The sequence below is a fragment of the Streptomyces sp. NPDC050416 genome (assembly GCF_044458845.1).
Lineage (GTDB): Bacteria > Actinomycetota > Actinomycetes > Streptomycetales > Streptomycetaceae > Streptomyces.
In genome coordinates this window covers 128,417-151,257 of the sequence record NZ_JBITII010000006.1, presented here as the reverse complement: position 1 = coordinate 151,257, position 22,841 = coordinate 128,417, and the positions used below count along the sequence as shown (strand labels likewise).

Genomic DNA, 22,841 nt, shown 5'->3' with positions numbered 1-22,841 from the left:
GGAGTCCGTACCCCATGACGTCCACCGTGCCCAACGCCGTCGAGCACGCAGACGCGCAGCAGCCGCCGATCACCATGTTCGGCCCGGACTTCCCGTACGCCTACGACGACTTCCTCGCCCACCCGGCGGGTCTCGGGCAGATACCCGCGACCGAGCACGGCACGGAGGTCGCGGTCATCGGCGGCGGCCTGTCCGGCATCGTCGCCGCGTACGAGCTGATGAAGATGGGCCTGAAGCCGGTCGTGTACGAGGCCGATCAGATCGGCGGGCGGCTGCGGACGGTGGGCTTCGACGGCTGCGACGACTCCCTCACCGCCGAGATGGGCGCGATGCGCTTCCCGCCGTCCTCCACCGCCCTCCAGCACTACATCGACCTGGTCGGCCTGCAGACGCGGCCCTTCCCCAACCCCCTGGCGGAGACGACCCCGTCGACCGTCGTCGACCTCAAGGGCGAGTCGCACTACGCCGAGACGATCGCCGACCTGCCCCAGGTGTACCGGGACGTCGCCGAGGCCTGGAACCGGTGCCTGGAGGAGGGCGCCGACTTCTCCGACATGAACCGGGCCCTGCGCGAGCGGGACGTCCCGCGCATCCGCGAGATCTGGTCCCGGCTCGTCGAGAAGCTCGACAACCAGACCTTCTACGGCTTCCTCTGCGACTCCGAGGCGTTCAAGTCCTTCCGGCACCGCGAGATCTTCGGCCAGGTCGGCTTCGGCACGGGCGGCTGGGACACGGACTTCCCGAACTCCATCCTGGAGATCCTGCGCGTCGTCTACACCGAGGCCGACGACCACCACCGCGGCATCGTCGGCGGCTCCCAGCAACTGCCGCTGCGCCTGTGGGAGCGCGAGCCGGAGAAGATCGTCCACTGGCCCTACGGGACCTCCCTCGCGAGCCTCCACGACAACCGTGCGCCCCGCCCGGCCGTCACCCGCCTGCACCGCACCGCCGGCAACCGCATCACAGTGACCGACGCGCACGGCGACATCCGCACCTACCCGGCGGCGATCTTCACCGCCCAGTCCTGGATGCTGCTGTCGAAGATCGACTGCGACGACTCGCTCTTCCCGATCGACCACTGGACGGCCATCGAGCGCACGCACTACATGGAGTCCTCCAAGCTGTTCGTCCCGGTCGACCGGCCGTTCTGGCTCGACAAGGACGAGGAGACCGGGCGGGACGTCATGTCGATGACGCTCACCGACCGGATGACGCGCGGGACCTACCTCCTCGACAACGGCCCTGACCAGCCCGCCGTCATCTGCCTCTCCTACACCTGGTGCGACGACAGCCTCAAGTGGCTGCCGCTGTCCGCGAACGAGCGGATGGAGGTCATGCTGAAGTCGCTCGGCGAGATCTATCCCAAGGTCGACATCCGCAAGCACATCATCGGCAACCCGGTGACCGTCTCCTGGGAGAACGAGCCGTACTTCATGGGCGCGTTCAAGGCCAACCTGCCCGGCCACTACCGCTACCAGCGGCGCCTGTTCACGCACTTCATGCAGGACCGGCTGCCCGCGGACAAGCGCGGCATCTTCCTCGCCGGCGACGACATCTCCTGGACGGCCGGCTGGGCCGAGGGTGCGGTCCAGACCGCCCTCAACGCGGTCTGGGGCGTCATGCACCACTTCGGCGGCACGACCGACCCGGCCAACCCGGGGCCCGGCGACCTCTACGACGAGATCGCGCCCGTCGAACTGCCCGAGGACTGAGGCAGGCAGGAGGACTGCGGCAGGGGCGTGAGCAGCATGCGCCCCGCGAAGCCCACCGCCGTGTCCAGGCGCTCGGTGAACTCCTCGGCGACGTCGGGGAGTCCGCGCAGCGCCCACAGCGCCCGGGCCGCCGTCCAGGTGGCGTCACGGGCGCGCTCCAGGCTCCATGAGCCGAGCAGATGGGTCAGCGGGTCCGCGATCTGGAGGAGGTCGGGGCCCGGCATCAGCTCTTCGCGGATGCGCTCCTCCAGCGCGACGAGGAGATCGCCCACCGCGTCGAACTCGTCCTCCAGCTCGACGGGTGCGCAGCCGAGCGTACGGCAGGTGTCCACGACGGCCAGCGCGAGATCGTGCCCGATGTGCGCGTTGATACCCGCGAGCGCGAACTGCAGCGGACGTACCCCGGGATGGCGCCGGAACTGGAACAGAGGCCGCCAGCAGGCCGGCGGGCGCCGCTCGCCGGCCACCGCCTCGACGGCCTCCAAGTACCGCTGCGCGAACCGTACGTCCAGCGTGATCGCGGCGTGCGGGTCCGCGAACCGCCCGGTGTCGACGTACCGGTCCACCGCTTCCGTCACGGCGAGGTAGACGCGGTTGAAGACGGCCACCCCGTCCCGGGGGTGCAGGGTCGCGTCGAGGGCGCGCATACGGGAGATGACTCCGTCGACCGGAGTGTCCAGGGCTGGGGGGACTTGTTCGCATCGCGGCATGCGGGCAGAGTCCCAGCTCTAGGCTGGCGGTAGTACCGGCAGGCCCGGCGCTTCCCCGGAACGGGGGAACGCCGCCCGCCGCAGGGGGAGGGGGACCGGCACCGTGTCAGGCTCGCGTGCCCAGCGCCTGGCCGCCCGCAGGGCCGAGCGCAGGCGTGCCGTACGGCGTGGCGCGATGGTCGTGGTGGCCTCCGTCGTGGTCGCGGCCGGCTCGGTCGCCGGGGTGCTGTCCGCGTTCGGCGACCGGCGCGGCCCGGACCGGGCCCAGCGCCCCGTGGTGTCCGCGTCGCCCCGTCTGGCGCCCTTGCCCGCGGCGCCGTCGGCGTCCCCGTCGGCCACCGGGTCGGCTTCCCCCACGCCCGCCACCTCCGCGCCCGTGACGCCGAGCCCCACGCCGTCGCCGTCGCGAACCCGCACGAAGCAGGAGCGGACCAGCCCCGTGAGCGCCCGGCTCTACCGCCACCCCGACTCCCAGGTGCTCGACTGGGTCCGGGCCAACGCCGGTGACCCCCGCCACGCGGTCATCGCCTCCCGCATCGCCGACCAGCCGGCCGCCGTCTGGTTCGCCGACTACTCCCCGGACACGCTCACCGCGCGGGTCGCCGCGGTGACGTCGGGCGGTGCCGCGCTGGGCCGGGTGCCCGTTCTCGTGCCGTACGCGATCCCCGGCCGGGACTGCGGCGGGTACTCCCAGGGCGGCGCGCCCGACCTGGGCGCCTACGACGCGTGGATCGACCGGTTCGCCGACGGGCTGGGCTCCGGAGAGGTCATCGTCGTCCTGGAGCCGGACTCGGTCGCCCAGGCCGAGTGCCTGTCCGCCGGTGAGCGCGCGGACCGCTTCGCCTCGCTGGCCCGGGCCGGACGCGTCCTGAAGGCCGCCAATCCACGGGCCCGCGTGTACTTCGACGCGGGGCACTCGGGCTGGAACGCGCCCGGCAAGCAGGCGGCGTGGCTGCGGCAGGCCGGTGCCGCCTCGCCCGCCTCCTCCGACGGGATCTTCAGCAACGTCTCCAACTTCCACACCACGGCCGACGAGGTCGCCTACGACCGGCGGGTCCTGGACGCGCTCGGCGGCCCGGCGGGCCTGGGCGCCGTCATCGACACCAGCCGCAACGGCAACGGCGCCCCGCCCGACGGCATCTGGTGCGACCCGGCGGGCCGCAAGCTCGGCCGGACACCGACCCTCAGCACCGGCGAGGACCGGATCGACGCCTATCTCTGGGTCAAGCTGCCGGGGGAGTCGGACGGCTGCAAGGGCAAGCCGGGGACGTTCACGGCGTCGTACGCCTACGACTTGGCCTCGTCGTAGGAGCTGGTGCCCTCGTCCAGCAGCGGCGCTTGCGTCTTCAGGTGCGGCGGGGCGAAGGCCCGCAGCGCGTGGTAGCCGGTGATGACGACCAGCGTGCCGAGCGCGATGCCGCTCAGCGAGAAGGTGTCCGTGATCTTCATGGAGACGTTGCCGACGCCGATGATGATGCCGGCCGCCGCCGGGACCAGGTTCAGCGGATTGCGCAGGTCCACCCCGGCGTTGAGCCAGATCTGGGCACCGAGCAGGCCGATCATGCCGTACAGGATGACGGTGATGCCGCCGAGCACACCGCCCGGGATCGCGGCGACGACCGCGCCGAACTTCGGGCAGATGCCGAAGAGCAGGGCGAAGCCGGCGGCGGCCCAGTAGGCGGCCGTGGAGTAGACGCGGGTCGCGGCCATCACGCCGATGTTCTCGGAGTACGTGGTGTTGGGCGGGCCGCCGACCGCGGTGGACAGCACCGAGCCGACGCCGTCGGCCGCGATCGCCGTGCCGAGCTTGTCGTCCAGCGGGTCGCCGGTCATCTCGCCGACCGCCTTGACGTGCCCGGCGTTCTCCGCGACCAGCGCGATGACGACCGGCAGGGCGACCAGGATCGCCGACCACTCGAACGACGGGGCGTGCAGGGTCGGCAGCCCGACCCAGTCGGCCTTGGCCACGCCGGAGAGGTCGAGCCGCCAGTGGTCGGTGAGCTTGCCGCTCGCGTCCACCGAGTGGATCCTGCCGAAGACCAGGTCGAAGACCCAGGAGATGCCGTACCCGAAGACCAGCCCGAGGAAGATCGCGATCCGGGACCAGAAACCGCGCAGACAGACGACCGCCAGCCCGGTGAACAGCATCACGAGCAGCGCCGTCCACTGGTCCTGCGGCCAGTACGTCGAGGCCGTCACCGGCGCCAGGTTGAAACCGATCAGCATCACCACCGCACCGGTCACGACCGGGGGCATCGCGGCGTGGATGATCCGCGCCCCGAACCGCCGCACGGCGAGCCCCACGAGGAACAGCGCGACACCGACGACGAACACCGCGCCGGTCACGGTGGCGCTGCTGCCGCCCTGCGCCCGGATGACCGCCGCCACGCCGACGAAGGACAGCGAGCAGCCCAGATAGCTGGGCACGCGACCGCGGGTGGCGAGCAGGAACACGACGGTCGCGACGCCCGACATCATGATCGCGAGGTTGGGGTCCAGGCCCATCAGCACCGGCGCCACGAAGGACGCGCCGAACATGGCCACCACGTGCTGGGCACCGAGCCCGGCCGTGCGGGGCCAGGAGAGCCGCTCGTCGGGGCGGACCACTGCGCCGGGCGCCGGGGTGCGTCCGTCGCCGCCGTGCAGTTTCCAGCGGACGCCGAGATCCATGGTGCGGTTTCGCTTTCGTCGTGCGTGCGAGTGTCCGGACCATTGTCGGGGTGCGTCAGCGGTGGTGATGACCCAGGGCGGTCGGGTGCCCCTTCAGGGGCGCGGGTCGGGGACCGCCGCGTCCGGCCGGCTGATCGCCGCCCGGTCGCCGGGGCGCAGTACACGCGCGAACGCCACCAGTCCGCAGGACAGCAGCGTCACCAGGGCGAACGACACCATCAGGCTGGTCGCCTGCGCCAGCATGCCGATCGCGCTCGGCGCGACCAGGCCCGAGGTGTATGTGATGGTCGCGACGCCCGCGATCGCCAGGCTCGGGTTGGACCCGCTGCGGCCCGCCGCGGCGAAGCACAGCGGTACGACGACGGCGATGCCCAGCCCCATCAGCGCGAACCCGGTCATCGCCACCGCCGGGTGCTCGGCGATCACGATCAGCAGCCCGCCGAGGACGGCGAACACGCCGCTCGCCCGCACGGTCCGCACGGCACCGAAGCGGTCCACGACCTTGTCACCGGCGATCCGGGCGATGGCCATGGTGAGCGTGAAGCCCGTCGTGCACGCCGCGGCGAGACCGGCCGAGGTCTCCAACTGCTCGCGCAGATAGACCGCCGACCAGTCCAGGCTCGCGCCCTCGGCGAACACCGCGCAGAACCCGATCGCGCCGATGAGCAGCGCCGAACGGGGCGGCAGCGCGAAGCGCGGCGGCGGCTCCTCGTCCTCTGCGGGCTGGAGGTCGAGCACCCACTGGCAGGACAGCACGCCGACGACGGTGAGGACCGCGGCGGCCAGGACGTGGTGCAGCCGGGCGTCCGAACCGAGGTGCGCGGCGAGCGTGCCGGCCGCCGAGCCGACCAGGGCGCCCGCGCTCCACATGCCGTGCAGTCCGGACATGATCGAGCGGCCGAGGCGGTTCTCGACCTCGACGCCCAGCGCGTTCATCGCCACGTCCGCCATGCCCGCCGTGGCGCCGTAGGTGAACAGGGCCAGGCAGAGCGTGAGCAGGTTCGGGGCGAGGGACGGCAGGACCAGCGACAGCGTCCACAGGGCGATCAGTCCGCGCAGCGCGTTGCGGGCACCGAAGCGGTGGCTGACGCTGCCGGCGAGCGGCATGGCGACGGACGCGCCGAGCGCGGGGAAGGCGAGCGCGATCCCCAACTGGCCGGCGCTGACGCCCGCGTGGTCCTGGATCCACGGCACGCGGGTGGCGAACGAGCCGGTCACGGCGCCGTGCACGGCGAAGACGGCGGCCACGGCGTACCGCGACCGCTTCACCTCGCCCTCGTCATGGACCACGTTGCTCATTCTCCGGCCCCCGTCCTCTCCTGGTCTCCCCGCGTGTACGCCCGTTGGCGCGTGGTGGCGGCCGTAAACTATCAGGAACCCTGCCTGATAGATAAGGGGATGACCGGCCGACCGGAGCACCCGGCCGTGGGCCCCCTCAGATCTGGAAGGATCCCGGCATGCCCGCATCCCCGAGCACCGCCCGGGCCATCAACGACCGGCTCGCCCTGCGTCTGCTCCAGCAGGAGGGCCCGCTGACGGCAGGGCAGTTGAAGCACCTGACCGGTCTGTCCCGGCCGACCGTCGCCGACCTCGTCGAACGCCTCACCGCCGCAGGGCTGATCGAGGTGGTGGGCGAGGCGGGGGAGCAGCGCCGCGGGCCCAACGCCAAGGTGTACGGCATCGTCGCCGACCGGGCGCACCTCGCCGCGCTGGACGTACGCACGGAGGGTGTCGCCGTGGCCGTCGCGGACCTGGTGGGACGGGTGCTGGCCGAGGAGTCGGTGCCCATCGGCGGCGACATGGGGACGGGCCCCGCCGTGGAGCAGGCGGTGGCGCTGGTCGAGCGGGTGGTGAAGGAGGCCGGCGCGGACCGTCTGCACACCGTCGGGATCGGGGCGCCCGGCTTGATCGACCCGGCCAGCGGCGAACTCCGTGACTCCTCCGGGCTGCCGGAGTGGCACCGCCGGCTCGTCACCGCCCTCCAGGAGCGGCTGCCCGAGGCCCGGGTGAGCGTGGAGAACGAGACCAACCTCGCGGCGCTGGCGGAGCAGCGCGACGGGGCGGCCCGGGACCGGGACACCTTCGTCCTGCTGTGGCTCGGCCACGGAACGGGCGCGGCGGTGGTTCTCGACGGCGCCCTACGGCGCGGTGCCTCCGGCGGCACCGGCGAGATCGGCTTCCTCCCGGTCCCGGGCGCGGCCGCGCTGCCGTCCTCGACGGACTGCGAGGGCGGGTTCCACTCCCTGGCGGCGTCGGCCGCGGTCGTGGACCTCGCGGCGCGGTGCGGGGTTTCACCGGAGCCGGGGCAGGAGCCGTCGGTGGTGGGGGTGGTGCGGGCGGCGATCGGTGTGGTGCGGTCGGCGGTGCGCGACGTACGGGCGGCGGAGACGGAGGCCGGGGAGTCCGAGTCCCCCTCGGCCGTCCCCGCTGCCCGTTTCCTCGACGCCCTCGCCGATCGTCTCGCCGTCGGTGTCGCCGCGGTCGTCGCGATCCTGGACCCTGGTTGCGTGGTGCTCGGCGGCGAGGTCGGCCGAGCGGGCGGCGACGAACTCGCCGCCCGCGTGCAGGAGCGCATCGCCCGGATGACCCCGCTGCCCACGGAGGTACGGACAACCGCGCTCGGCGGCAGCGCGGTCCTGCGCGGCGCCCTCCTCACAGCCCGCGACCGCGCCCAGGAAGAACTCTTCGCTCCGGGGGCGCGGCCCGCGCGGCGGTCGTAGTCCGGCCCCGTATGTCACGCCCGGGACCGCCCGCTGCCCGCCCGTGCCGGCTCGCCCCCGTACCGCCGCGCCAGGTACTCCTCGAACGTGCCCGTGCCGGTCGCCCGCTGCGGCGTCAGGTGACCACCGCTGCGGAAGCCCCGGAACGCCGCGCCCCACGGCGGCACGTTCACCACCGCCCGGCGCCGCCCGGTCGCCTTCAGATACGCGCGGGCCAGGGACTCGATCGTCCGCACCTGCGGGCCGCCCATGTCCTCGACCCGCCCCGCCGGCGCCCCCGCCGCGAGTCCGGCCAGCCGGTCGGCGACCTCGGCCACCTCGACCGGCTGGTCCCGGACACCCGCCGGCAGGAAAAGGAGCGGCAGCTTCGCCAGCCCCTGGAACAGCATGACGAGCAGGTCGTGGAACTGCGTCGCCCGCAGCACGGTCCAGTCGAGCCCCGACTGCTCGATCAGCTTCTCCACCGCGAGCTTGCTCTTGTAGTAGCGGAACGGCACCCTGTCGACGCCCACGATGGAGATGTAGACGAGGTGCCGCACACCGGCCCCGCGCGCCGCGCGGACCAGGTTCGCCGCCGCCTGCTCGTCCCCCTTCGGCGATGAGGCGCAGTGCACGATCGTCTCCACACCGGCGACAGCCGCGTCCAGCACGGCACCGCCCTCCCGCAGGTCGACCGCGTACGGTTGGGTGTGCCGGCTGAGCACCCGCACGTCGTGCCCGGCCGCGCGCAGCCGATCGACGACGAGCCGGCCGAGCGTTCCGGTGCCGCCGGTCACCAGGATCGTGGTCATGCTGTTCAGTCCCTTCGCAACACCGGCGCTCCCAGGCGGAGCGCCCTCTGCGACTGAGACCGGACAGCCCTGCCGGATGTGACATCCCCGTACGGCGATCCGCGACCGCGTCCGACGCCGAGCGCTGTGTGCCCGGCGCGACTGGCCTCCCGTGTCGGCGATCCGCGTCCCGCGTCGGTGATCCGTGACTGGCCCGGCGTTTGGTGACCTGGGTGGCGGTCTGCGACCTGCGTGGTGTTCCGCGACCGCGTCTGGCGTTTGCGCTTCGTGGCCGGTGCGACTGGTGTTCCGCGCCGGCGTTCCGCGTTCCGCGTCGGTGATCCGTGACTGGCCCGGCGTTTGGTGACCTGGGTGGCGGTCTGCGACCTGCGTGGTGTTCCGAGACCGCGCCTGGGGTTTGCGCTTCGTGGCCGGTGCGACTGGTGTTCCGCGCCGGCGTTCCGCGTTCCGTGTCGGTGATCCGCGACCGGCCCGGCGTTTGGTGACCTGGGTGGCGGTCTGCGACCTGCGTGGTGTTCCGAGACCGCGTCTGGCGTTTGCGCTTCGTGGCCGGTGCGACTGGTGTTCCGCGCCGACGATCCGCGACCCGCGTGACGCCCCGCGACCGCCCGGTGATCCGCAACCGCGCCCTTCGATCCGCGCCCGGTGCCCGGCATGACCGGCGTCCCGTGCCGCCCCACGACCCCACGACCCGCGACCCGCTACCGCCGGCGATCCACCCCCGCCCCGGCGGCCTACGGCCGGCTGAGCTGGCGCCGCGCGAACGCCAGTTTCTCCGGGTTGACCACGCCCCGCACGCCCGCGATCAGCCCGTCGCGCACCTCGAGCGCCGCCAGGCCGACGAGGGTGTCGCCCGCCCAGCTGGCAAGCCCCCTCGCGCCGTTGACCTCGGTGACGGTGAACTCCAGGCCCACCGAGAACTTCGGGCCCCCGCCCGCCAGGAACTGGGCGATCCTCGGCCCGCCCTCGATCGGCCACCGGGCAGCGGTGACCTTGCCGCCCCCGTCGCTCCACCAGGTCGCGTCGGCCGCGAGCAGCTTCTCCAGCCCGGCCAGGTCGCCCTGGCGGGCCGCCGTGATGAACGACGTGACCAACTCCTCCTGACGCTCGGCCGCGGCCTCGAACCGGGCCTGCGGCTCGCCCACCCGCCGTACGGCCCGCCGGTACAGCTGGCGGCAGCTGGCCTCACTCAGATCCAGCACGCCGGCGATCTCCCGGTGCCCGTAGCCGAACGCCTCCCGCAGCACGTACACCGCCCGCTCGGCCGGCGTGAGCCGCTCCGGGAGCACCAGCATCGCCATCGACACGGCGTCCCGCTGCTCGGCCGACTCCAGCGGCCCGAGCGCGCCGTCCGGGTCACCACCGGCTCGGGCAGCCAGGTGCCGACGTACCGCTCGCGCCGGGCCCGGGCGGAGGTCAGCCGGTTCAGACAGAGGTTGGTGACGACCTTGGCGAGCCAGGCCGCCGGATGCTCGATCTCCGCGCGGTCCACGCCGCTGAAGCGCAGGTACGCGTCCTGGACCGCGTCCTCCGCCTCCTGCGCGGAGCCCAGCAGCCGTAGGCGAGCGAGAACAGCCGGGGCCGGTGGGTCTCGAACTCCCGGCGAGCGTGGTGGTCATACGCCTCACCCTGTCAGAACACCGTCCGTGCGGCGTGGGAAGGCCCGACGGCGGGCAAGGGCCGTCGTCACCACCGCCGGGCCGGTCCGGGCGAGATGCGCTCGACCCTAGAAAGGACTAGACCACATCGTCAATAGGTGTGGACCAACCCGGGGCCGCCCAACAAGGGCGGGCGCGCACGGGAGTTGCCTCGTCCAGTCGCGCTCGGGAAGGGCGGCGACACGTTCTGTGAGGCACCCCACACCGCTCGCCCGTCTGGACATCGATCAGGCGTGGCACACTGGCCTTGTATCAGTAGCAGCGCACTCCGGGGTCGGTGAAAGTCCGAACCGGCGGTTACAGTCCGCGACCCGGTCGCCTCCAGCGGCCGGTTGACCAGGTGAAATTCCTGGACCGACGGTTAAAGTCCGGATGGGAGGCAGTGCGCGGCGAGCGGGCATACGTGCGCGCCGCCCAAGAAGTCCGCCCTCCGGGCGGACTCCGTCCGGCGTCGTTCCCGGTGTCCTCGCTCGTAGATCTGTCGTCATCGGCAGCCCCGGAGTCCGTGCCCGAAGAGGCAGGAGGACCCGGGAAGTGTTCACCGGAATCGTCGAAGAGCTGGGCGAGGTCACCGCCGTCGAGACCCTCGACGACGCCTGTCGCTTCCGCCTGCGAGGCCCCGTCGTCACCCAGGGCGCGAAACACGGCGACTCCATCGCCGTCAACGGCGTCTGCCTCACGGTCGTCGACCACGAGGGCGACGAGTTCACCGCCGACGTGATGGCCGAGACCCTCAACCGCTCCAGCCTCGGCGCGCTCAAGGCAGGCTCCCGCGTCAACCTCGAACGCCCCATGGCCGTCGGCGAACGCCTCGGCGGGCACATCGTGCAGGGCCATGTGGACGGCACCGGCGAGATCCTGGAACGCAAGCCGTCCGACAACTGGGAGATCGTGAAGATTTCCCTCCCCGCGGACCTCACCCGGTACGTCGTCGAGAAGGGCTCCATCACCGTCGACGGCATCAGCCTCACCGTCGTCGACGCCGGCCCCGACTACTTCACGGTCAGCCTCATCCCCACCACCCTCGACCTGACCACGCTCGGCCACAAGCAGCCCGGCGACCCGGTCAACCTCGAGGTGGACGTCATCGCCAAGTACGTCGAGCGGATGCTGGGCGACCGTGCGCAGGGGGCGGCCCAGTGAACTGGCTCAACTCCGAGGCGTTCACGCTCTTCGGCCAGCACATCAAGTGGTCGGACATGATCGGCAACGTGATCGGTCTGATCGCCCTCGCCCTCGGCTGGCGCCGCTCCATATGGACCTGGCCCGCCCAGTTCGTCTCCGGCCTGATCCTCTTCACGGCCTTCGCCACCGCCCACCTCTCCGGCAGCGCCGGCAAGCAGATCGTCGTGATGCTCGTCGCCACGTACGGCTTCCGGCAGTGGAACCGCGGCCGGCGGCAGGCCCAGGACGGCTCCATCGCCGTACGGTTCGCGACTTGGCGCGAGCGCGGGGTGCTGGCCGGCGCCGCCGCCCTCGGCACCCTCGCGGTCGGCGGCCTGTTCACGGCCTTCCCGACCCTGTCCTGGGACCCCTGGCCGGACGCGTACATCTTCGTCGGCACGATCGTCGCGATGTACGCCCAGGCCCGCGGCATGGTCGAGTTCTGGTTCGCCTGGCTGCTGGTCGACCTGGTCGGCGTCCCGCTGAACTTCGCCAATGGCTTCGCCTTCTCCGGCTTCGTCTACGTCATCTACGGCGCGCTCGTCCTGTGGGGCCTGCGCGACTGGTGGCTGCGCTCCCGCGCGGCAGCGCAGCCCGCCCTGGAAGGAGCGCCGGCATGAGCACGGCACCGATCCTGTACGGCACCGACGGCTTCGAGGACCTCACGCTCGACCCGGTCGAGCAGGCCATCGCCGACATCGCGGCCGGCCGCCCGGTCGTGGTCGTCGACGACGAGGACCGGGAGAACGAGGGCGACCTCGTCATCGCCGCCGAGAAGGCGACCCCCGAGATCGTCGCCTTCATGATGAGCGAGTGCCGCGGCCTGATCTGCGCGCCCCTGGAGGGCGACGAACTCGACCGGCTGCGCCTGCCGCAGATGGTCGAGGACAACACCGAGTCGATGAAGACCGCGTTCACGGTCTCCGTCGACGCCTCCGCCGCGCACGGCGTCAGCACCGGCATCTCGGCCTCCGACCGCGCCACCACGCTCCAGCTGCTCGCCGACGGCGTCTCCGGACCCGACGACTTCGTCCGCCCGGGCCACATCTTCCCGCTGCGCGCCCGGCCCGGCGGGGTCCTCACGCGCAACGGCCACACCGAGGCCGCCGTCGACCTCGCCCGCCTCGCGGGCCTGCGACCGGCCGGCGCGATCGTCGAGATCGCCGGCGAGGACGGCACGATGCTGCGCCTGCCCGAGCTGATCCCCTTCGCCCGCAAGCACGGCCTGACGATCATCTCCATCGAGGACCTGATCGCCTACCGCCGCGGCAGCGAACCCACCGTCCGCCGCGAGGCCAGGACCCAACTGCCCACCGCGCACGGCACGTTCACGGCCTACGGCTACCGCTCCACGGTCGACGGCGTCGAGCACGTCGCCCTGGTGCACGGCGAGATCGGCGACGGCCAGGACGTCCTCGTCCGCGTCCACTCCGAATGCCTCACCGGCGACGTCTTCGGCTCCGCCCGCTGCGACTGCGGCCCCCAGCTGGACGCCTCGCTGGCCCGCATCCAGGCCGAGGGCCGCGGAGTCGTGGTCTACCTGCGCGGACACGAGGGCCGCGGCATCGGCCTGATGTCCAAGCTGCGCGCCTACGAACTCCAGGAGCGCGGCCGCGACACCCTCGACGCCAACCTCGAACTCGGCCTGCCCGCCGACGCCCGCGACTACGCCGCCGGAGCCCAGATCCTCGCCGACCTCGGCGTGCGCGGCGTCCGCCTGCTGACCAACAACCCCGACAAGACCGACGCGCTCACCCGCCACGGCATCGTGGTGAAGGCGCGCGTGCCGATGCCCGTGAGCGCCGGCGAGCACAACCTCCGCTACCTGCGCACCAAGCGGGACCGGATGGGCCACGACCTGCCCTGGCTGGACACGACCACCGTGCCGGCCTGCGGCAACCAGTAAGAGAGCACAGAGGGAGAGACGTGAGCGGCAAGGGTGCACCGGAGCTGTCCGTACGAAATGTGGGTGACCTCAGGGTCGCCGTCATCGCGGCACAGTGGCACGAGAAGGTGATGGACGGTCTGGTCGACGGTGCCCTGCGTGCCCTGCACGACCTGGGCATCGACGAGCCGACCCTCCTCAGGGTCCCCGGCAGCTGGGAGCTCCCCGTCGTCGCCAAGGTCCTCGCGGGCCGCGGCTACGACGCGATCGTCGCCCTCGGCGTCGTCATCCGCGGCGGCACGCCCCACTTCGAGTACGTGTGCCAGGGCGTGACCCAGGGCCTCTCCCAGGTCTCCGTCGACACCGGCGTCCCCGTCGGCTTCGGCGTGCTGACCTGCGACACGGAGGAGCAGGCCCTGGACCGCGCGGGCCTGGAGGGCTCCCACGAGGACAAGGGACACGAGGCGGTGACTGCGGCGGTGGCGACCGCGGCCACCCTCCGCTCAGTATCCGAACCCTGGCGCTGACGAAGGGCACCTGTGGCATAGGCTGAGCGTCACCATGTCCAAGAAGACGTTCGAGGAGCTCTTCACCGAGCTCCAGCACAAGGCCGCCCAGGGCGACCCCGCCACTTCCCGCACCGCAGAACTGGTCGAGAAGGGCGTCCACGCCATCGGCAAGAAGGTCGTCGAAGAGGCCGCCGAGGTCTGGATGGCCGCCGAGTACGAGGGCAAGGAAGCGGCCGCCGAGGAGATCTCGCAGCTGCTGTACCACGTCCAGGTGATGATGGTCGCCCGCGGCATCTCCCTCGACGACGTCTACGCCCACCTGTAAGCCGCACCGTTCCCGTAAGACACCCACGCGAAGGAAGCCGACCTCATGCTGCGCATCGCCGTCCCCAACAAGGGTTCCCTGTCAGGCCCTGCGGCGGAGATGCTGCATGAGGCCGGCTACCAGCAGCGCCGGGAGTCCAAGGAACTGCGGATCGTCGACCCGACGAACGAGGTCGAGTTCTTCTACCTCCGCCCCCGCGACATCGCCATCTACGTCGCCTCCGGCCAGCTGGACATCGGCCTCACCGGCCGGGACCTGCTGATCGACTCCGGCGCCGACGCGGAGGAGATCCTCGCCCTCGGCTTCGCCCGCTCCACCTTCCACTACGCCTCCAAGCCCGGCACCATCAGCGGCCTGGCGGACCTCGCCGGCAAGACCGTCGCCACCTCCTACGAGGGCATCGTCGCGGCCCACCTCGCCGAGCACGGCATCGACGCCTCCGTCGTCCACCTCGACGGCGCCGTCGAGACCGCCATCCAGCTCGGCGTCGCCCAGGTCATCGCGGACGTCGTCGAGACCGGCACCTCGCTGCGCAACGCGGGCCTGGAGGTCGTCGGCGAGCCGATCATGCAGTCCGAGGCCGTCGTGATCCGCCGCACCGGCGCGGACGGCGACGACCCCAAGGTGCAGCAGTTCCTGCGCCGCCTCCAGGGCGTCCTGGTAGCCCGGACGTACGTGATGATGGACTACGACTGCCGCGTCGAGCAGCTGGAGAAGGCCGTCGCCCTCACCCCCGGCCTGGAGTCGCCGACCGTGTCCCCGCTGCACAACGAGGGCTGGGTCGCCGTCCGCGCGATGGTCCCGGCCAAGGAAGCGCAGCGGATCATGGACGACCTGTACGACATCGGCGCCCGGGCCATCCTGACCACGGCCATCCACGCCTGCCGTCTGTGAGGGGCGCGCACTGATGTCCGATCTGCCCACCCTGCCCGTCACCTTCCGGCCGGGCAGCACCCGCGCGGTGCTGCTCAGCGCCGCCGTCGCGATCCTCGTGGTGATCACGGCCGTCGCCATGCTGCTGAAGCAGCTCAGTCCCGCCGAGCGCCTCAGCTTCATCGTGACGGCGCTGCTGCTGGACGCGGTGCTGCTTCTGCTGGCGCGGCCCAAGGTCGTCGCCGACGAGTCCGGCGTCACTGTGGTCAACCTCACGAACAAGCGCCGGCTGGAATGGGCCGAGATCCTTCAGGTGACCCTCCGGCCGGGCGACCCCTGGGTGTTCCTCAACCTCAGCGACGGCACCAGCCTGCCCGCGCTGGGCATCCAGCCGGGCATCGCCCGGCAGCGCGCGATCGCCGACGCCCGTGCCCTGCGGGCGCTCGCCGAGGCGCGTTCCGTCGCGGACCCCGAGCGGCCTCAGGGCTGACTCGGGGGATCCTCCGGGCGGCCACCACTGCCGCACCGGGCCGTGTCTTGATTAATCTGTTGGCGGAGGCGCGAACGGATGCGCCTCCGCCCCTGTTGCCCCGCCCGGTGCGCCAGGGGCTCCTGCTAACCGAGGAGTGACCCCCTCCGGCGATGGACGGATCGTCCTGCAGTACCTGCGCCGCCCCCTGCCGACATAGCGCGGACCGTGTCCGTGACCGTGCGGAGGCGGCGGCATCATGACCATCCCCCTGCTGCTTCTGGCAGCCGCGTTCCTGCTGATTCTGGCCAACGGATTCTTCGTGGCGGCCGAGTTCGGACTCGTGACGGTCGAGCGGCCGGAGGCCGAGAAGGCCGCCGCCGAGGGCGACCGGCGCGCCCACCGCGTCGTCGAGTCGCTCAAGGAGCTGTCCTTCCAGCTCTCCGGCACCCAGCTGGGCATCACCATCACCTCTCTCGTCGTCGGCATGCTCGCCGAACCGGCGCTCGCCGAGCTGCTGCACGGCCCGTTCACCTCGATCGGCGTCCCCGAGGGCGCCGTCTCCGGTGTCACGGTCGTCGTCGGCATGCTGCTGGCCTCCGCCGTGCAGATGGTGATCGGCGAGCTGCTGCCCAAGAACTGGGCGGTCTCCAGGCCGCTCCAGGTCGCGCGCTTCGTCGCGGGCCCCCAGCACGCCTTCGCACGGCTGTTCCGGCCGGTCATCGCCGGCCTCAACGCCGTAGCGAACCGGCTCGTGCGCGCCCTCGGCATCGAGCCCACCGAGGAGCTGGCCTCCGCCCGCACCCCCGGTGAGCTCGTCTCCCTCGCCCGCCACTCGGCCCGGGCCGGCGCCCTGGAACAGGACACGGCGGACCTCTTCGTGAGGACCCTGTCGCTGGGCGAGCTGACCGCGCAGCACGTGATGACGCCGCGCGTGAAGGTCAGCGCGCTGCAGTCCTCGGCCACCGCCGAGGACGTGGTCAACCTGACCCGCGCCACCGGCCTGTCCCGCTTCCCCGTCTACCGGGAGAGGATCGACGAGGTCGTCGGCATGGTCCATCTCAAGGACGCCCTGGCGGTGCCCGTACAGGACCGGCTGCGCACCCCCGTCGGCCGCATCTGCCGCCCGGCGCTGCTCGTCCCCGAGACCCTGCCGGTGCGGCCGCTGCTCGCCCGCCTGCGCAGCGAGCAGCCCATCGCGGTCGTCGTCGACGAGTACGGCGGCACGGCCGGTGTCGTCACGCTGGAGGACATCGTCGAGGAGATCGTCGGCGAGGTGCGCGACGAGCACGACGGACACGACCTGCCCGAGCTGGCCTCCGCGCCGCCGGAGGACGGCAGGCCCGCCTGGGACGTCGACGGCAGCTGCCGGGTCGACGTCCTCCAGCGCATAGGCCTCGACGTACCCGAAGGCCCGTACGAGACCGTCGCGGGCCTGATCGCCGACCTGCTGGGCCGTATCCCGGCCGTCGGCGACAAGGCGGAGCTGCCCGGCTGGCGGCTGTCGGTACGCCAGGTGGGCCACTACCGCGCCGAGCGGGTCCGCCTGGTCAAAACGGCCCCGGTCGTCGTGATGGAGGCCGCCCGATGAGCGTGCTCCAACTGACCTTCGCAGCACTCCTGGTGCTGCTCAACGGCTTTTTCGTCGGCGCCGAGTTCGCGCTCGTCTCCGTACGCCGCAGCCAGATCGAACCCCTCGGCACCGCCCGTTCCCGGCAGGTCCTCTACGGCCTGGAGCGGCTGCCGCAGATGATGGCGGCGGCCCAGTTCGGCATCACGATCTGCTCCCTCACCCTCGGGGCGGTCGCCGAACCGACCGTCGCGCATCTGCTGGAGCCGGTCTTCGAGTGGGTCCACCTGCCGCAGGGCATGATCCACCCGCTCACCTACGTCATCGCCCTCGCCGCCGTGGTCTTCTTCCACCTCGTCATCGGCGAGATGGTCCCGAAGAACCTGGCGATGGCGGCCCCCGAGAAGGCCGCGCTGTGGCTCAGCCCGGGCCTGGTCTGGTTCGCCCGCTTCTGCAAGCCGATCACCGCCGCGCTCGGCGCCGTCTCCCAGGGCATCCTGCGGCTCTTCCACGTCGAGCCCAGGGACGAGGTCGAGGCCGTCTTCACCAGTGAGCAGCTCAACCGGCTCGTGGAGGACGCCGGCCAGGCGGGCCTGCTCGACCCCGAAGAGGCCGAGAGCCTGGAGGACGCGCTGGAGCTGGGCTCCCGCCCGGTCACGGACGTCCTGCTGAAGCGCGAGTCACTGGTGACGGTCAGCCCGTCGGTCACCCCCGGCCGCATCGTCGAGCTCACCGCCCGCACCGGGTACTCCCGGTTCCCGGTCGTCGCGGACAACGGTGCGTTCATGGGCTACCTGCACGTCAAGGACGTCCTCGACGTGGAGCACTCGGACCGTGCCGTGCCGCAGCATGTGTGGCGCTCCATGACGACGCTGCGGTCCGAGCTGCCGTTGGACGACGCCCTGACGGTGATGCGGCGGGCGGCGACGCATCTGGCCCAGGTGGCCGACGCGTCCGGGAAGGTGCTCGGGCTGGTCGCGCTGGAGGATGTGCTGGAGCTGCTGGTGGGGGAGGTGCGGGATCCTGCGCACCGGGAGGTGCGGGAGGTACGGCTGACCGAGCCCAGGTCGGGCGAGGAGGTACTGGCGACGTAGCCAAGGCCGGGATGGGGGCGCAGCCCGGCGCCGCGGGGTCCCGCTGCGCCCACCCGTGCCGCCCTGGGGGCACCTCCCAGGCCCTTGAGGCACTGGGGGAGGCACGATCGCCCGCAGCTAGGCCGACGGATCCTGAGGCCCCCGCCCGGACAGCACCTCTCCATACGCCTGCATCAGATCCGGCAACCGCAACGTCGCCAGGTCCTCCCTGCCCAGCACCCCGGGACAGACGGACAGCCGAAGATCCCGGTACGCGCAGCTCTTCTCGTACAGCGTCCGCAGGAACCGCCCGTTGCCCAACTCGTCGATCCACCCCTGGTCCACCACATGCCCGGCGATCGACCGCAGCTCGTCGAGGGCCTCCTCGTCCCACAGGTCGCCGTTCTCCGCCGCGAGCACCTTGCCGATCTCGGTGAGTTCGAGGGGTCGGTAAGAGGGGAAGTCGACGCGGGTGGTGAAGCGGGAGGACAGCCCGGGGTTGGCGGCGAGGAGGCGGTCCATGCCCTCGGGGTAGCCGGCCAGGATCACCACGAGGTGGTCGCGGTTGTCCTCCGCCCGCTTCAGCAGCACCTGGAGCGCCTCGTCGCCGTACGCGTCGCCCTTGCCGTAGCCCGAGTTGGACAGCGCGTACGCCTCGTCGACGAAGAGCACGCCCCCGAGCGCCGAGTCGATCAGTTCGTTCGCCTTCACGGCGGTCTGCCCGAGGTACTCGCCGACCAGGTCGGCCCGCTGGGCCTCCACGAGATGGTCCCCGCCGAGCAGGCCGAGCGCGTAGAAGACGCGGCCGAGGATGCGGGCGACGGTGGTCTTGCCGGTGCCGGAGGGGCCGGAGAAGACGAAGTGGCGTTTCGGCGGCTGGACCGGCAGGCCCTGCCCGGCCCGCAGCCGGGCCATGTTCAGCTGCGCCGACAGGGCCTTGACCTGGCGTTTCACCGGCTCCAGACCCACCATGCGCTCAAGTTCGGCGAGCGCCTCCTCGAGTAACACCGGGTCGGTGGGCCCCGCGGGCAGCGACGGCGCCGGGCCGGTCCGCGAGCGCACCGAGGGGTCGGTCACCGGCGGCAGGGGAGCGGAGGCGGGCGGTTCCGGATCGGGCAGTCTCAGGTCACGGCCCTCGGTGCCGAAGAGCGGGTCGAATCCGTCCGGTCCGTCCACGGCGTCCTGGCCGGCGCCGGTGAGGGTGATCGCCGCGAAGTCCGTGGCCTCGTCGTAGCCGTCGCCCTCGGCGATCGCGGCGAGCCGGGCCGCGGTGTCCATGAAGGCCGGGTCGACACGGTGCACCGCCCGGTACAGGGGGAGCGCGGCGGCGCTGCGGCCGGTCCCCTCGTGCGCCCGGGCCAGCCAGTAACGCAGTTCCTTGCGCTGGGGCTGCTCGCTGCGGCAGCGCATCAGCGCGGCGGACAGCAGTGGTTCGGCCTGCCCGTACATCTCCAGGCGGACCCTGGCCATGCCGCCGAACAGGCCCGCCTCGATGCCGAGCATCGGGTCGTCGAGGAGCGGGTCGGTGTGGCGGACCAGCTGCTCCCAGTCCTTGACCAGATAGGCGCGGCAGGCGTGCAGGAAACGGACCTGGGCGTCGGTGTCCACCGGCGGCAGCCCGGCGAGGGCGCGGTCCAGCTCGGGGACGTGGCGGCCGTCCAGCCAGTGGGAGGCGTGCGCGAGCAGCAGATCGCGGGGGCTCTCCAGCACGGGCTGTACCCACCAGCCCAGCCAGTACCAGGAGTTGAGGGCGCGGTGGTAGCGGGTGCGCTGCTCGCCGAAGCGGTCCCGGTGGCGGAACATCCTGAGCAGTGCGGTCGTCGTGTCGACGCGCAGCGCGTGCAGCCCGAGCCAGGCGTCGGCCATCCCGGAGTCCATGCGCACGGCGGCGCGGAACTCCTCCTCCGCCTGCGGATAGGCGCCCATGGTGTAGGCGTCCACGCCTCGCAGCCAGGCGAGGTCGGCCGGGGCCTGTGGGCCCTGCGTGCCGAAGTCCATCACGTCCCCCACGAACCGTGCCCCCGTCGGTATGCCAACGAGCCGTCCCCCGGCCGGCTGCCCTGCTCGAACCGCTGTGCCACGGACCGGAGTTGCAAGGTGTGCGAAGCAACCGTCCGTAGGTCGCAACGAGGGCATCGTACCTGTGCGGGCGGCGCCCCCGTAGGGTGCCGCACAGGGCGTTCGGCGAGGTGGGAGCGGATGCGGCACACTCCCGCACGGTGACCGAGGGTGAGCGCGTGGCGCCGCGCGGCGCCCGGAAAACCGGAAGAAGACAGAACGAAGCCCCCGATCACGGGGGAACAACCGGGGGCTTCGCGTCTGTGGGCGGCTCCGAATGGCCGCACATTGAGAACGTAAGTCCTGTACGGGCCCCCGGTCAAGCCGAGTTGAAGGGCTCCGGCAACTTGTCCCGCAAGGCCCTTCACAAGTTCAGCACACTGCGGGCGGCTCGTCACCGTGCGTGAGGGGCTGGTCCGGTCCAACAGTCCCAGCAGGTCCCGGAGCCACCTCAAACCCCTTCTCTCGCTGACGTACCAGGAGGTCGGCGAACGGCCGCGAGGGATCGTCGGCGAAATGCCGGCGTTCCTCCGGTACCCACCGGTCCCAGAACTCCCTCTGTTCCTCCCCGTCCCGCGACCGTCCCCGCGCCCAGGCCTCCTCGCGCGGCAGCTCCATCCACAGCAGCAGGGCCAGGTGAGGCCGCAGCGCCCGGCGCCCCGCGCCGACGCCCTCCACGAGAACCACCGGGGCTGGCGGCAGGGAGCGCGGCGTACCGAAGCGACGGGCTCGCCAGTCGTAGGCGGCGTAGCGCGCGGTCCGGCCCTGGGCCAGGGGCTCGATCACCTGGTCCAGCAGGCGTCCGGTCCAGTCGAACAGTTCGTCGTGGGTGGCGATGTCGTCCAGGCGCAGCACCGGCGCGCCGCCCAGCGCCACGGCCAACTGCCCGGCGAACGTGGTCTTTCCGGAGCCGGCGTGCCCGTCGACGCCGACGAGACGTACCGGGCCGCAGGAGGGCGGAAGGCGGCGGATCCGGGAGGCCAGGTCGCGGACGGCGGGGCCCGGTACGGGGCGGAAGGGCGGATTCATCTCGCTCAGCACTCTAACGACGGTGTCCACGGCGCCCGCCAGTGGTCGACGCCAATATTGGTGGGCGTGGCGCGGGCCGAAGTGCTGGCGAGACCCGGCGGGCTGTGCTCCTATGTGGCGCATACATGTGCGCTGCTGCCCCTCTGTGGTGCCTACACGTGTGCGACCGACCGTGCACTGGACCTGCCCCGCCCCTGCCCGACTCCGACTTCCGGGGGTCTCGCCATGCGCAGAGCCGAACAGCCGTCCCGCAGAACCGTCCTGGCCGCCGCGGTCGCCGCCGCCGTCACGGCAGGCGCGGGCCCGGCGGCCGCCGACACCGAGGAGCTCATGACGACCGACACCGCAGAGCCCGCCCGCGTGGTCCAGGCCCGGACCGTGGACAACCGGGCCTGGACCTCGTACGACGACTGGTACGGCGGCTCCGCCCGGGGCACACGCGCCGTCGTCGGCGCCCGCCCGGGCGTGGTGATCGCGAAGCCCGCCGGAACCACCGGCTACACGGACCCGCACACCGGCACCACCGCCCGCTGGGAGTACGGCACCTGGACGTCCCCGGCCCACCGGCTCGCCGTCCCCGCGACGGAGGCGATCGTCTCCTGGAACGCGCACACCCCGTCCGGTACCTGGCTCCAGGCGGAGATCAAGGCCACCTACACCGACGGCACCAGCACTCCCTGGTACGTGATGGGCCGCTGGGCGGCCGGCGACCAGGACATCCGGCGCACCTCGGTCGACAACCAGAGCGACGGCAAGAGCACCGTCTGGACCGACACCCTGGCCATCGACGACCCGTCGACGGGCCTGCGCCTCACCTCGTACCGGCTGCGCCTCACCCTCTACCGCAAGCCCGGCACCAAGACCACGCCCACGGTGTGGCGGCTCGGCGCGATGGGCTCCGACGTTCCCGACCGGTTCACCGTCCCGGCGTCCGTGCCCGGCCTCGCCGGGGAGCTGGCCGTCCCGCGGTACTCACAGGAGATCCACAAAGGCCAGTACCCCGAGTACGACAACGGCGGCGAGGCCTGGTGCAGCCCGACGTCCTCCCAGATGGTTATCGAGTACTGGGGCGGCCGGCTCACCCCGGAGCAACTGGCCTGGGTGGATCCGTCGTACGCCGATCCCCAGGTGTGCCACGCGGCCCGCTTCACCTACGACTACCAGTACGCCGGTTGCGGCAACTGGCCCTTCAACGCCGCCTACGCGGCCACGTTCAGGGACCTCCAGGCCGTGGTCACCCGGCTCGGCTCGCTCACCGACCTGGAGACGCTGATCGCGGCCGGCATCCCGGCCATCACGTCCCAGTCGTTCCTGAAGGAGGAGCTGACCGGCGCCGGGTACGGCACCGCCGGGCACCTCATGACGGTCATCGGCTTCACCGCCGAGGGCGACGTGATCGCCAACGATCCCTTCTCGGAGAGCAACGAGGCCGTGCGGCGCGTCTACCGGCGGCGGGAGTGGGAGAACATCTGGCTGCGGACCAAGCGGTACAACGCCTCCGGGAAGGTCGTCTCCGGCACCGGTGGCGTCTGCTACCTGTACTTCCCGGCCCGGCTTAGCCCAGCTCAGAGGCGTGCACTGGCCTTTGTGGGGGTGCGCTGACGGGGGGCGAGGGAGCCCTCCTG

The 22,841-nt window shown here is 72.0% G+C and carries 21 protein-coding genes and 1 riboswitch; of the genes, 13 read left to right on the top strand and 8 right to left on the bottom strand.

Translation table 11 applies throughout. The features are described 5' to 3' along the window. Positions 1–14 precede the first annotated feature (14 nt). Positions 15–1,712 (top strand): flavin monoamine oxidase family protein, encoded by a 1,698-nt coding sequence (locus ACIBL4_RS20315; RefSeq protein ID WP_399411954.1) that lies wholly within the window; start codon positions 15–17, stop codon positions 1,710–1,712. On the opposite strand, the gene ACIBL4_RS20310 is transcribed toward ACIBL4_RS20315, so the two are convergent. Further along, positions 1,673–2,422 (bottom strand): DUF5995 family protein, encoded by a 750-nt coding sequence (locus ACIBL4_RS20310; RefSeq protein ID WP_399411952.1) that lies wholly within the window; start codon positions 2,420–2,422, stop codon positions 1,673–1,675. The genes ACIBL4_RS20315 and ACIBL4_RS20310 overlap by 40 nt on opposite strands. A gap of 175 nt (positions 2,423–2,597) precedes the next feature. Here ACIBL4_RS20310 and ACIBL4_RS20305 point away from each other — a divergent pair, with 175 nt between their 5' ends. After that, on the top strand, positions 2,598–3,731 hold the full coding sequence (locus ACIBL4_RS20305; protein ID WP_399412587.1) for a glycoside hydrolase family 6 protein: 1,134 nt from the start codon (positions 2,598–2,600) through the stop codon (positions 3,729–3,731). On the opposite strand, the gene ACIBL4_RS20300 is transcribed toward ACIBL4_RS20305, so the two are convergent. Both ACIBL4_RS20300 and ACIBL4_RS20295 read right to left on the bottom strand, forming a co-directional pair. Beyond that, entirely contained in the window at positions 3,710–5,092 is a 1,383-nt protein-coding gene (locus tag ACIBL4_RS20300; protein ID WP_399411950.1) for a uracil-xanthine permease family protein, read from the bottom strand. The two genes, ACIBL4_RS20305 and ACIBL4_RS20300, sit on opposite strands and share 22 nt — an antisense overlap. 93 nt (positions 5,093–5,185) lie before the next feature. Then, the gene (locus tag ACIBL4_RS20295; RefSeq protein WP_399411948.1) at positions 5,186–6,391 is read right to left on the bottom strand and encodes an MFS transporter; all 1,206 of its coding nucleotides are present in this window, start codon (positions 6,389–6,391) and stop codon (positions 5,186–5,188) included. Positions 6,392–6,549: 158 nt separating this feature from the next. On the opposite strand from ACIBL4_RS20295, the gene ACIBL4_RS20290 reads away from it, so the two are divergent. Continuing rightward, on the top strand, positions 6,550–7,812 hold the full coding sequence (locus ACIBL4_RS20290; protein ID WP_399411946.1) for an ROK family transcriptional regulator: 1,263 nt from the start codon (positions 6,550–6,552) through the stop codon (positions 7,810–7,812). A 14-nt stretch (positions 7,813–7,826) separates the two neighbouring features. Here the strand turns inward: ACIBL4_RS20290 and ACIBL4_RS20285 are convergent, their stop codons facing one another. From ACIBL4_RS20285 to ACIBL4_RS20275, 3 genes are all read right to left on the bottom strand, one after another. Beyond that, a complete protein-coding gene (locus ACIBL4_RS20285; RefSeq protein ID WP_399411944.1) occupies positions 7,827–8,603 on the bottom strand; it encodes an SDR family oxidoreductase in 777 nt (258 codons plus the stop codon). 734 nt (positions 8,604–9,337) lie between these two features. Beyond that, positions 9,338–9,904 carry a sigma factor-like helix-turn-helix DNA-binding protein gene (locus ACIBL4_RS20280; protein ID WP_399411943.1) on the bottom strand — a complete coding sequence of 189 codons (567 nt, stop codon included), beginning with the start codon at positions 9,902–9,904 and terminating at the stop codon, positions 9,338–9,340. Further along, positions 9,793–10,110 (bottom strand): hypothetical protein, encoded by a 318-nt coding sequence (locus tag ACIBL4_RS20275; protein ID WP_399412585.1) that lies wholly within the window; start codon positions 10,108–10,110, stop codon positions 9,793–9,795. The genes ACIBL4_RS20280 and ACIBL4_RS20275 overlap by 112 nt, the downstream gene beginning before the upstream one ends. Positions 10,111–10,520: 410 nt before the next feature. Further along, a riboswitch (FMN riboswitch) is annotated at positions 10,521–10,651 on the top strand. A gap of 144 nt (positions 10,652–10,795) precedes the next feature. Between ACIBL4_RS20275 and ACIBL4_RS20270 the strand changes: the two genes are divergently transcribed. The 9 genes from ACIBL4_RS20270 to ACIBL4_RS20230 all read left to right on the top strand — a co-directional run bounded on the left by ACIBL4_RS20270 (position 10,796) and on the right by ACIBL4_RS20230 (position 18,150). Next, the gene (locus ACIBL4_RS20270; protein WP_388062212.1) at positions 10,796–11,404 is read left to right on the top strand and encodes a riboflavin synthase; all 609 of its coding nucleotides are present in this window, start codon (positions 10,796–10,798) and stop codon (positions 11,402–11,404) included. Then, positions 11,401–12,045: a nicotinamide riboside transporter PnuC gene (locus tag ACIBL4_RS20265; protein ID WP_399411940.1), complete on the top strand. Its 645-nt coding sequence runs from the start codon at positions 11,401–11,403 to the stop codon at positions 12,043–12,045. The genes ACIBL4_RS20270 and ACIBL4_RS20265 overlap by 4 nt, the downstream gene beginning before the upstream one ends. Further along, on the top strand, positions 12,042–13,331 hold the full coding sequence (locus tag ACIBL4_RS20260) for a bifunctional 3,4-dihydroxy-2-butanone-4-phosphate synthase/GTP cyclohydrolase II (RefSeq protein WP_399411938.1): 1,290 nt from the start codon (positions 12,042–12,044) through the stop codon (positions 13,329–13,331). Before ACIBL4_RS20265 ends, ACIBL4_RS20260 begins: the two co-directional genes overlap by 4 nt. Positions 13,332–13,351: 20 nt before the next feature. Then, positions 13,352–13,837 (top strand): 6,7-dimethyl-8-ribityllumazine synthase, encoded by a 486-nt coding sequence (gene ribH, locus ACIBL4_RS20255; RefSeq protein WP_399411936.1) that lies wholly within the window; start codon positions 13,352–13,354, stop codon positions 13,835–13,837. A 34-nt stretch (positions 13,838–13,871) separates the two neighbouring features. After that, positions 13,872–14,144, top strand: a complete 273-nt coding sequence (locus ACIBL4_RS20250; RefSeq protein ID WP_003988914.1) for a phosphoribosyl-ATP diphosphatase — start codon at positions 13,872–13,874, stop codon at positions 14,142–14,144. A 45-nt stretch (positions 14,145–14,189) separates the two neighbouring features. Next, on the top strand, positions 14,190–15,038 hold the full coding sequence (gene hisG, locus ACIBL4_RS20245; RefSeq protein ID WP_399411934.1) for an ATP phosphoribosyltransferase: 849 nt from the start codon (positions 14,190–14,192) through the stop codon (positions 15,036–15,038). A gap of 13 nt (positions 15,039–15,051) precedes the next feature. Then, entirely contained in the window at positions 15,052–15,507 is a 456-nt protein-coding gene (locus ACIBL4_RS20240; protein WP_399411932.1) for a PH domain-containing protein, read from the top strand. A gap of 238 nt (positions 15,508–15,745) precedes the next feature. Then, positions 15,746–17,077 carry a hemolysin family protein gene (locus tag ACIBL4_RS20235; RefSeq protein ID WP_399411930.1) on the top strand — a complete coding sequence of 444 codons (1,332 nt, stop codon included), beginning with the start codon at positions 15,746–15,748 and terminating at the stop codon, positions 17,075–17,077. Next, positions 17,074–18,150: a hemolysin family protein gene (locus ACIBL4_RS20230; RefSeq protein WP_399411928.1), complete on the top strand. Its 1,077-nt coding sequence runs from the start codon at positions 17,074–17,076 to the stop codon at positions 18,148–18,150. The genes ACIBL4_RS20235 and ACIBL4_RS20230 overlap by 4 nt, the downstream gene beginning before the upstream one ends. A 117-nt stretch (positions 18,151–18,267) precedes the next feature. On the opposite strand, the gene ACIBL4_RS20225 is transcribed toward ACIBL4_RS20230, so the two are convergent. Together ACIBL4_RS20225 and ACIBL4_RS20220 are read right to left on the bottom strand one after the other, a co-directional pair. After that, positions 18,268–20,127: an AAA family ATPase gene (locus tag ACIBL4_RS20225; protein ID WP_399412582.1), complete on the bottom strand. Its 1,860-nt coding sequence runs from the start codon at positions 20,125–20,127 to the stop codon at positions 18,268–18,270. 432 nt (positions 20,128–20,559) lie between these two features. Then, on the bottom strand, positions 20,560–21,216 hold the full coding sequence (locus ACIBL4_RS20220) for a uridine kinase (protein ID WP_399412580.1): 657 nt from the start codon (positions 21,214–21,216) through the stop codon (positions 20,560–20,562). Positions 21,217–21,441: 225 nt separating this feature from the next. On the opposite strand from ACIBL4_RS20220, the gene ACIBL4_RS20215 reads away from it, so the two are divergent. Then, positions 21,442–22,818 (top strand): peptidase C39 family protein, encoded by a 1,377-nt coding sequence (locus ACIBL4_RS20215; RefSeq protein ID WP_399411926.1) that lies wholly within the window; start codon positions 21,442–21,444, stop codon positions 22,816–22,818. Positions 22,819–22,841: the final 23 nt, after the last annotated feature.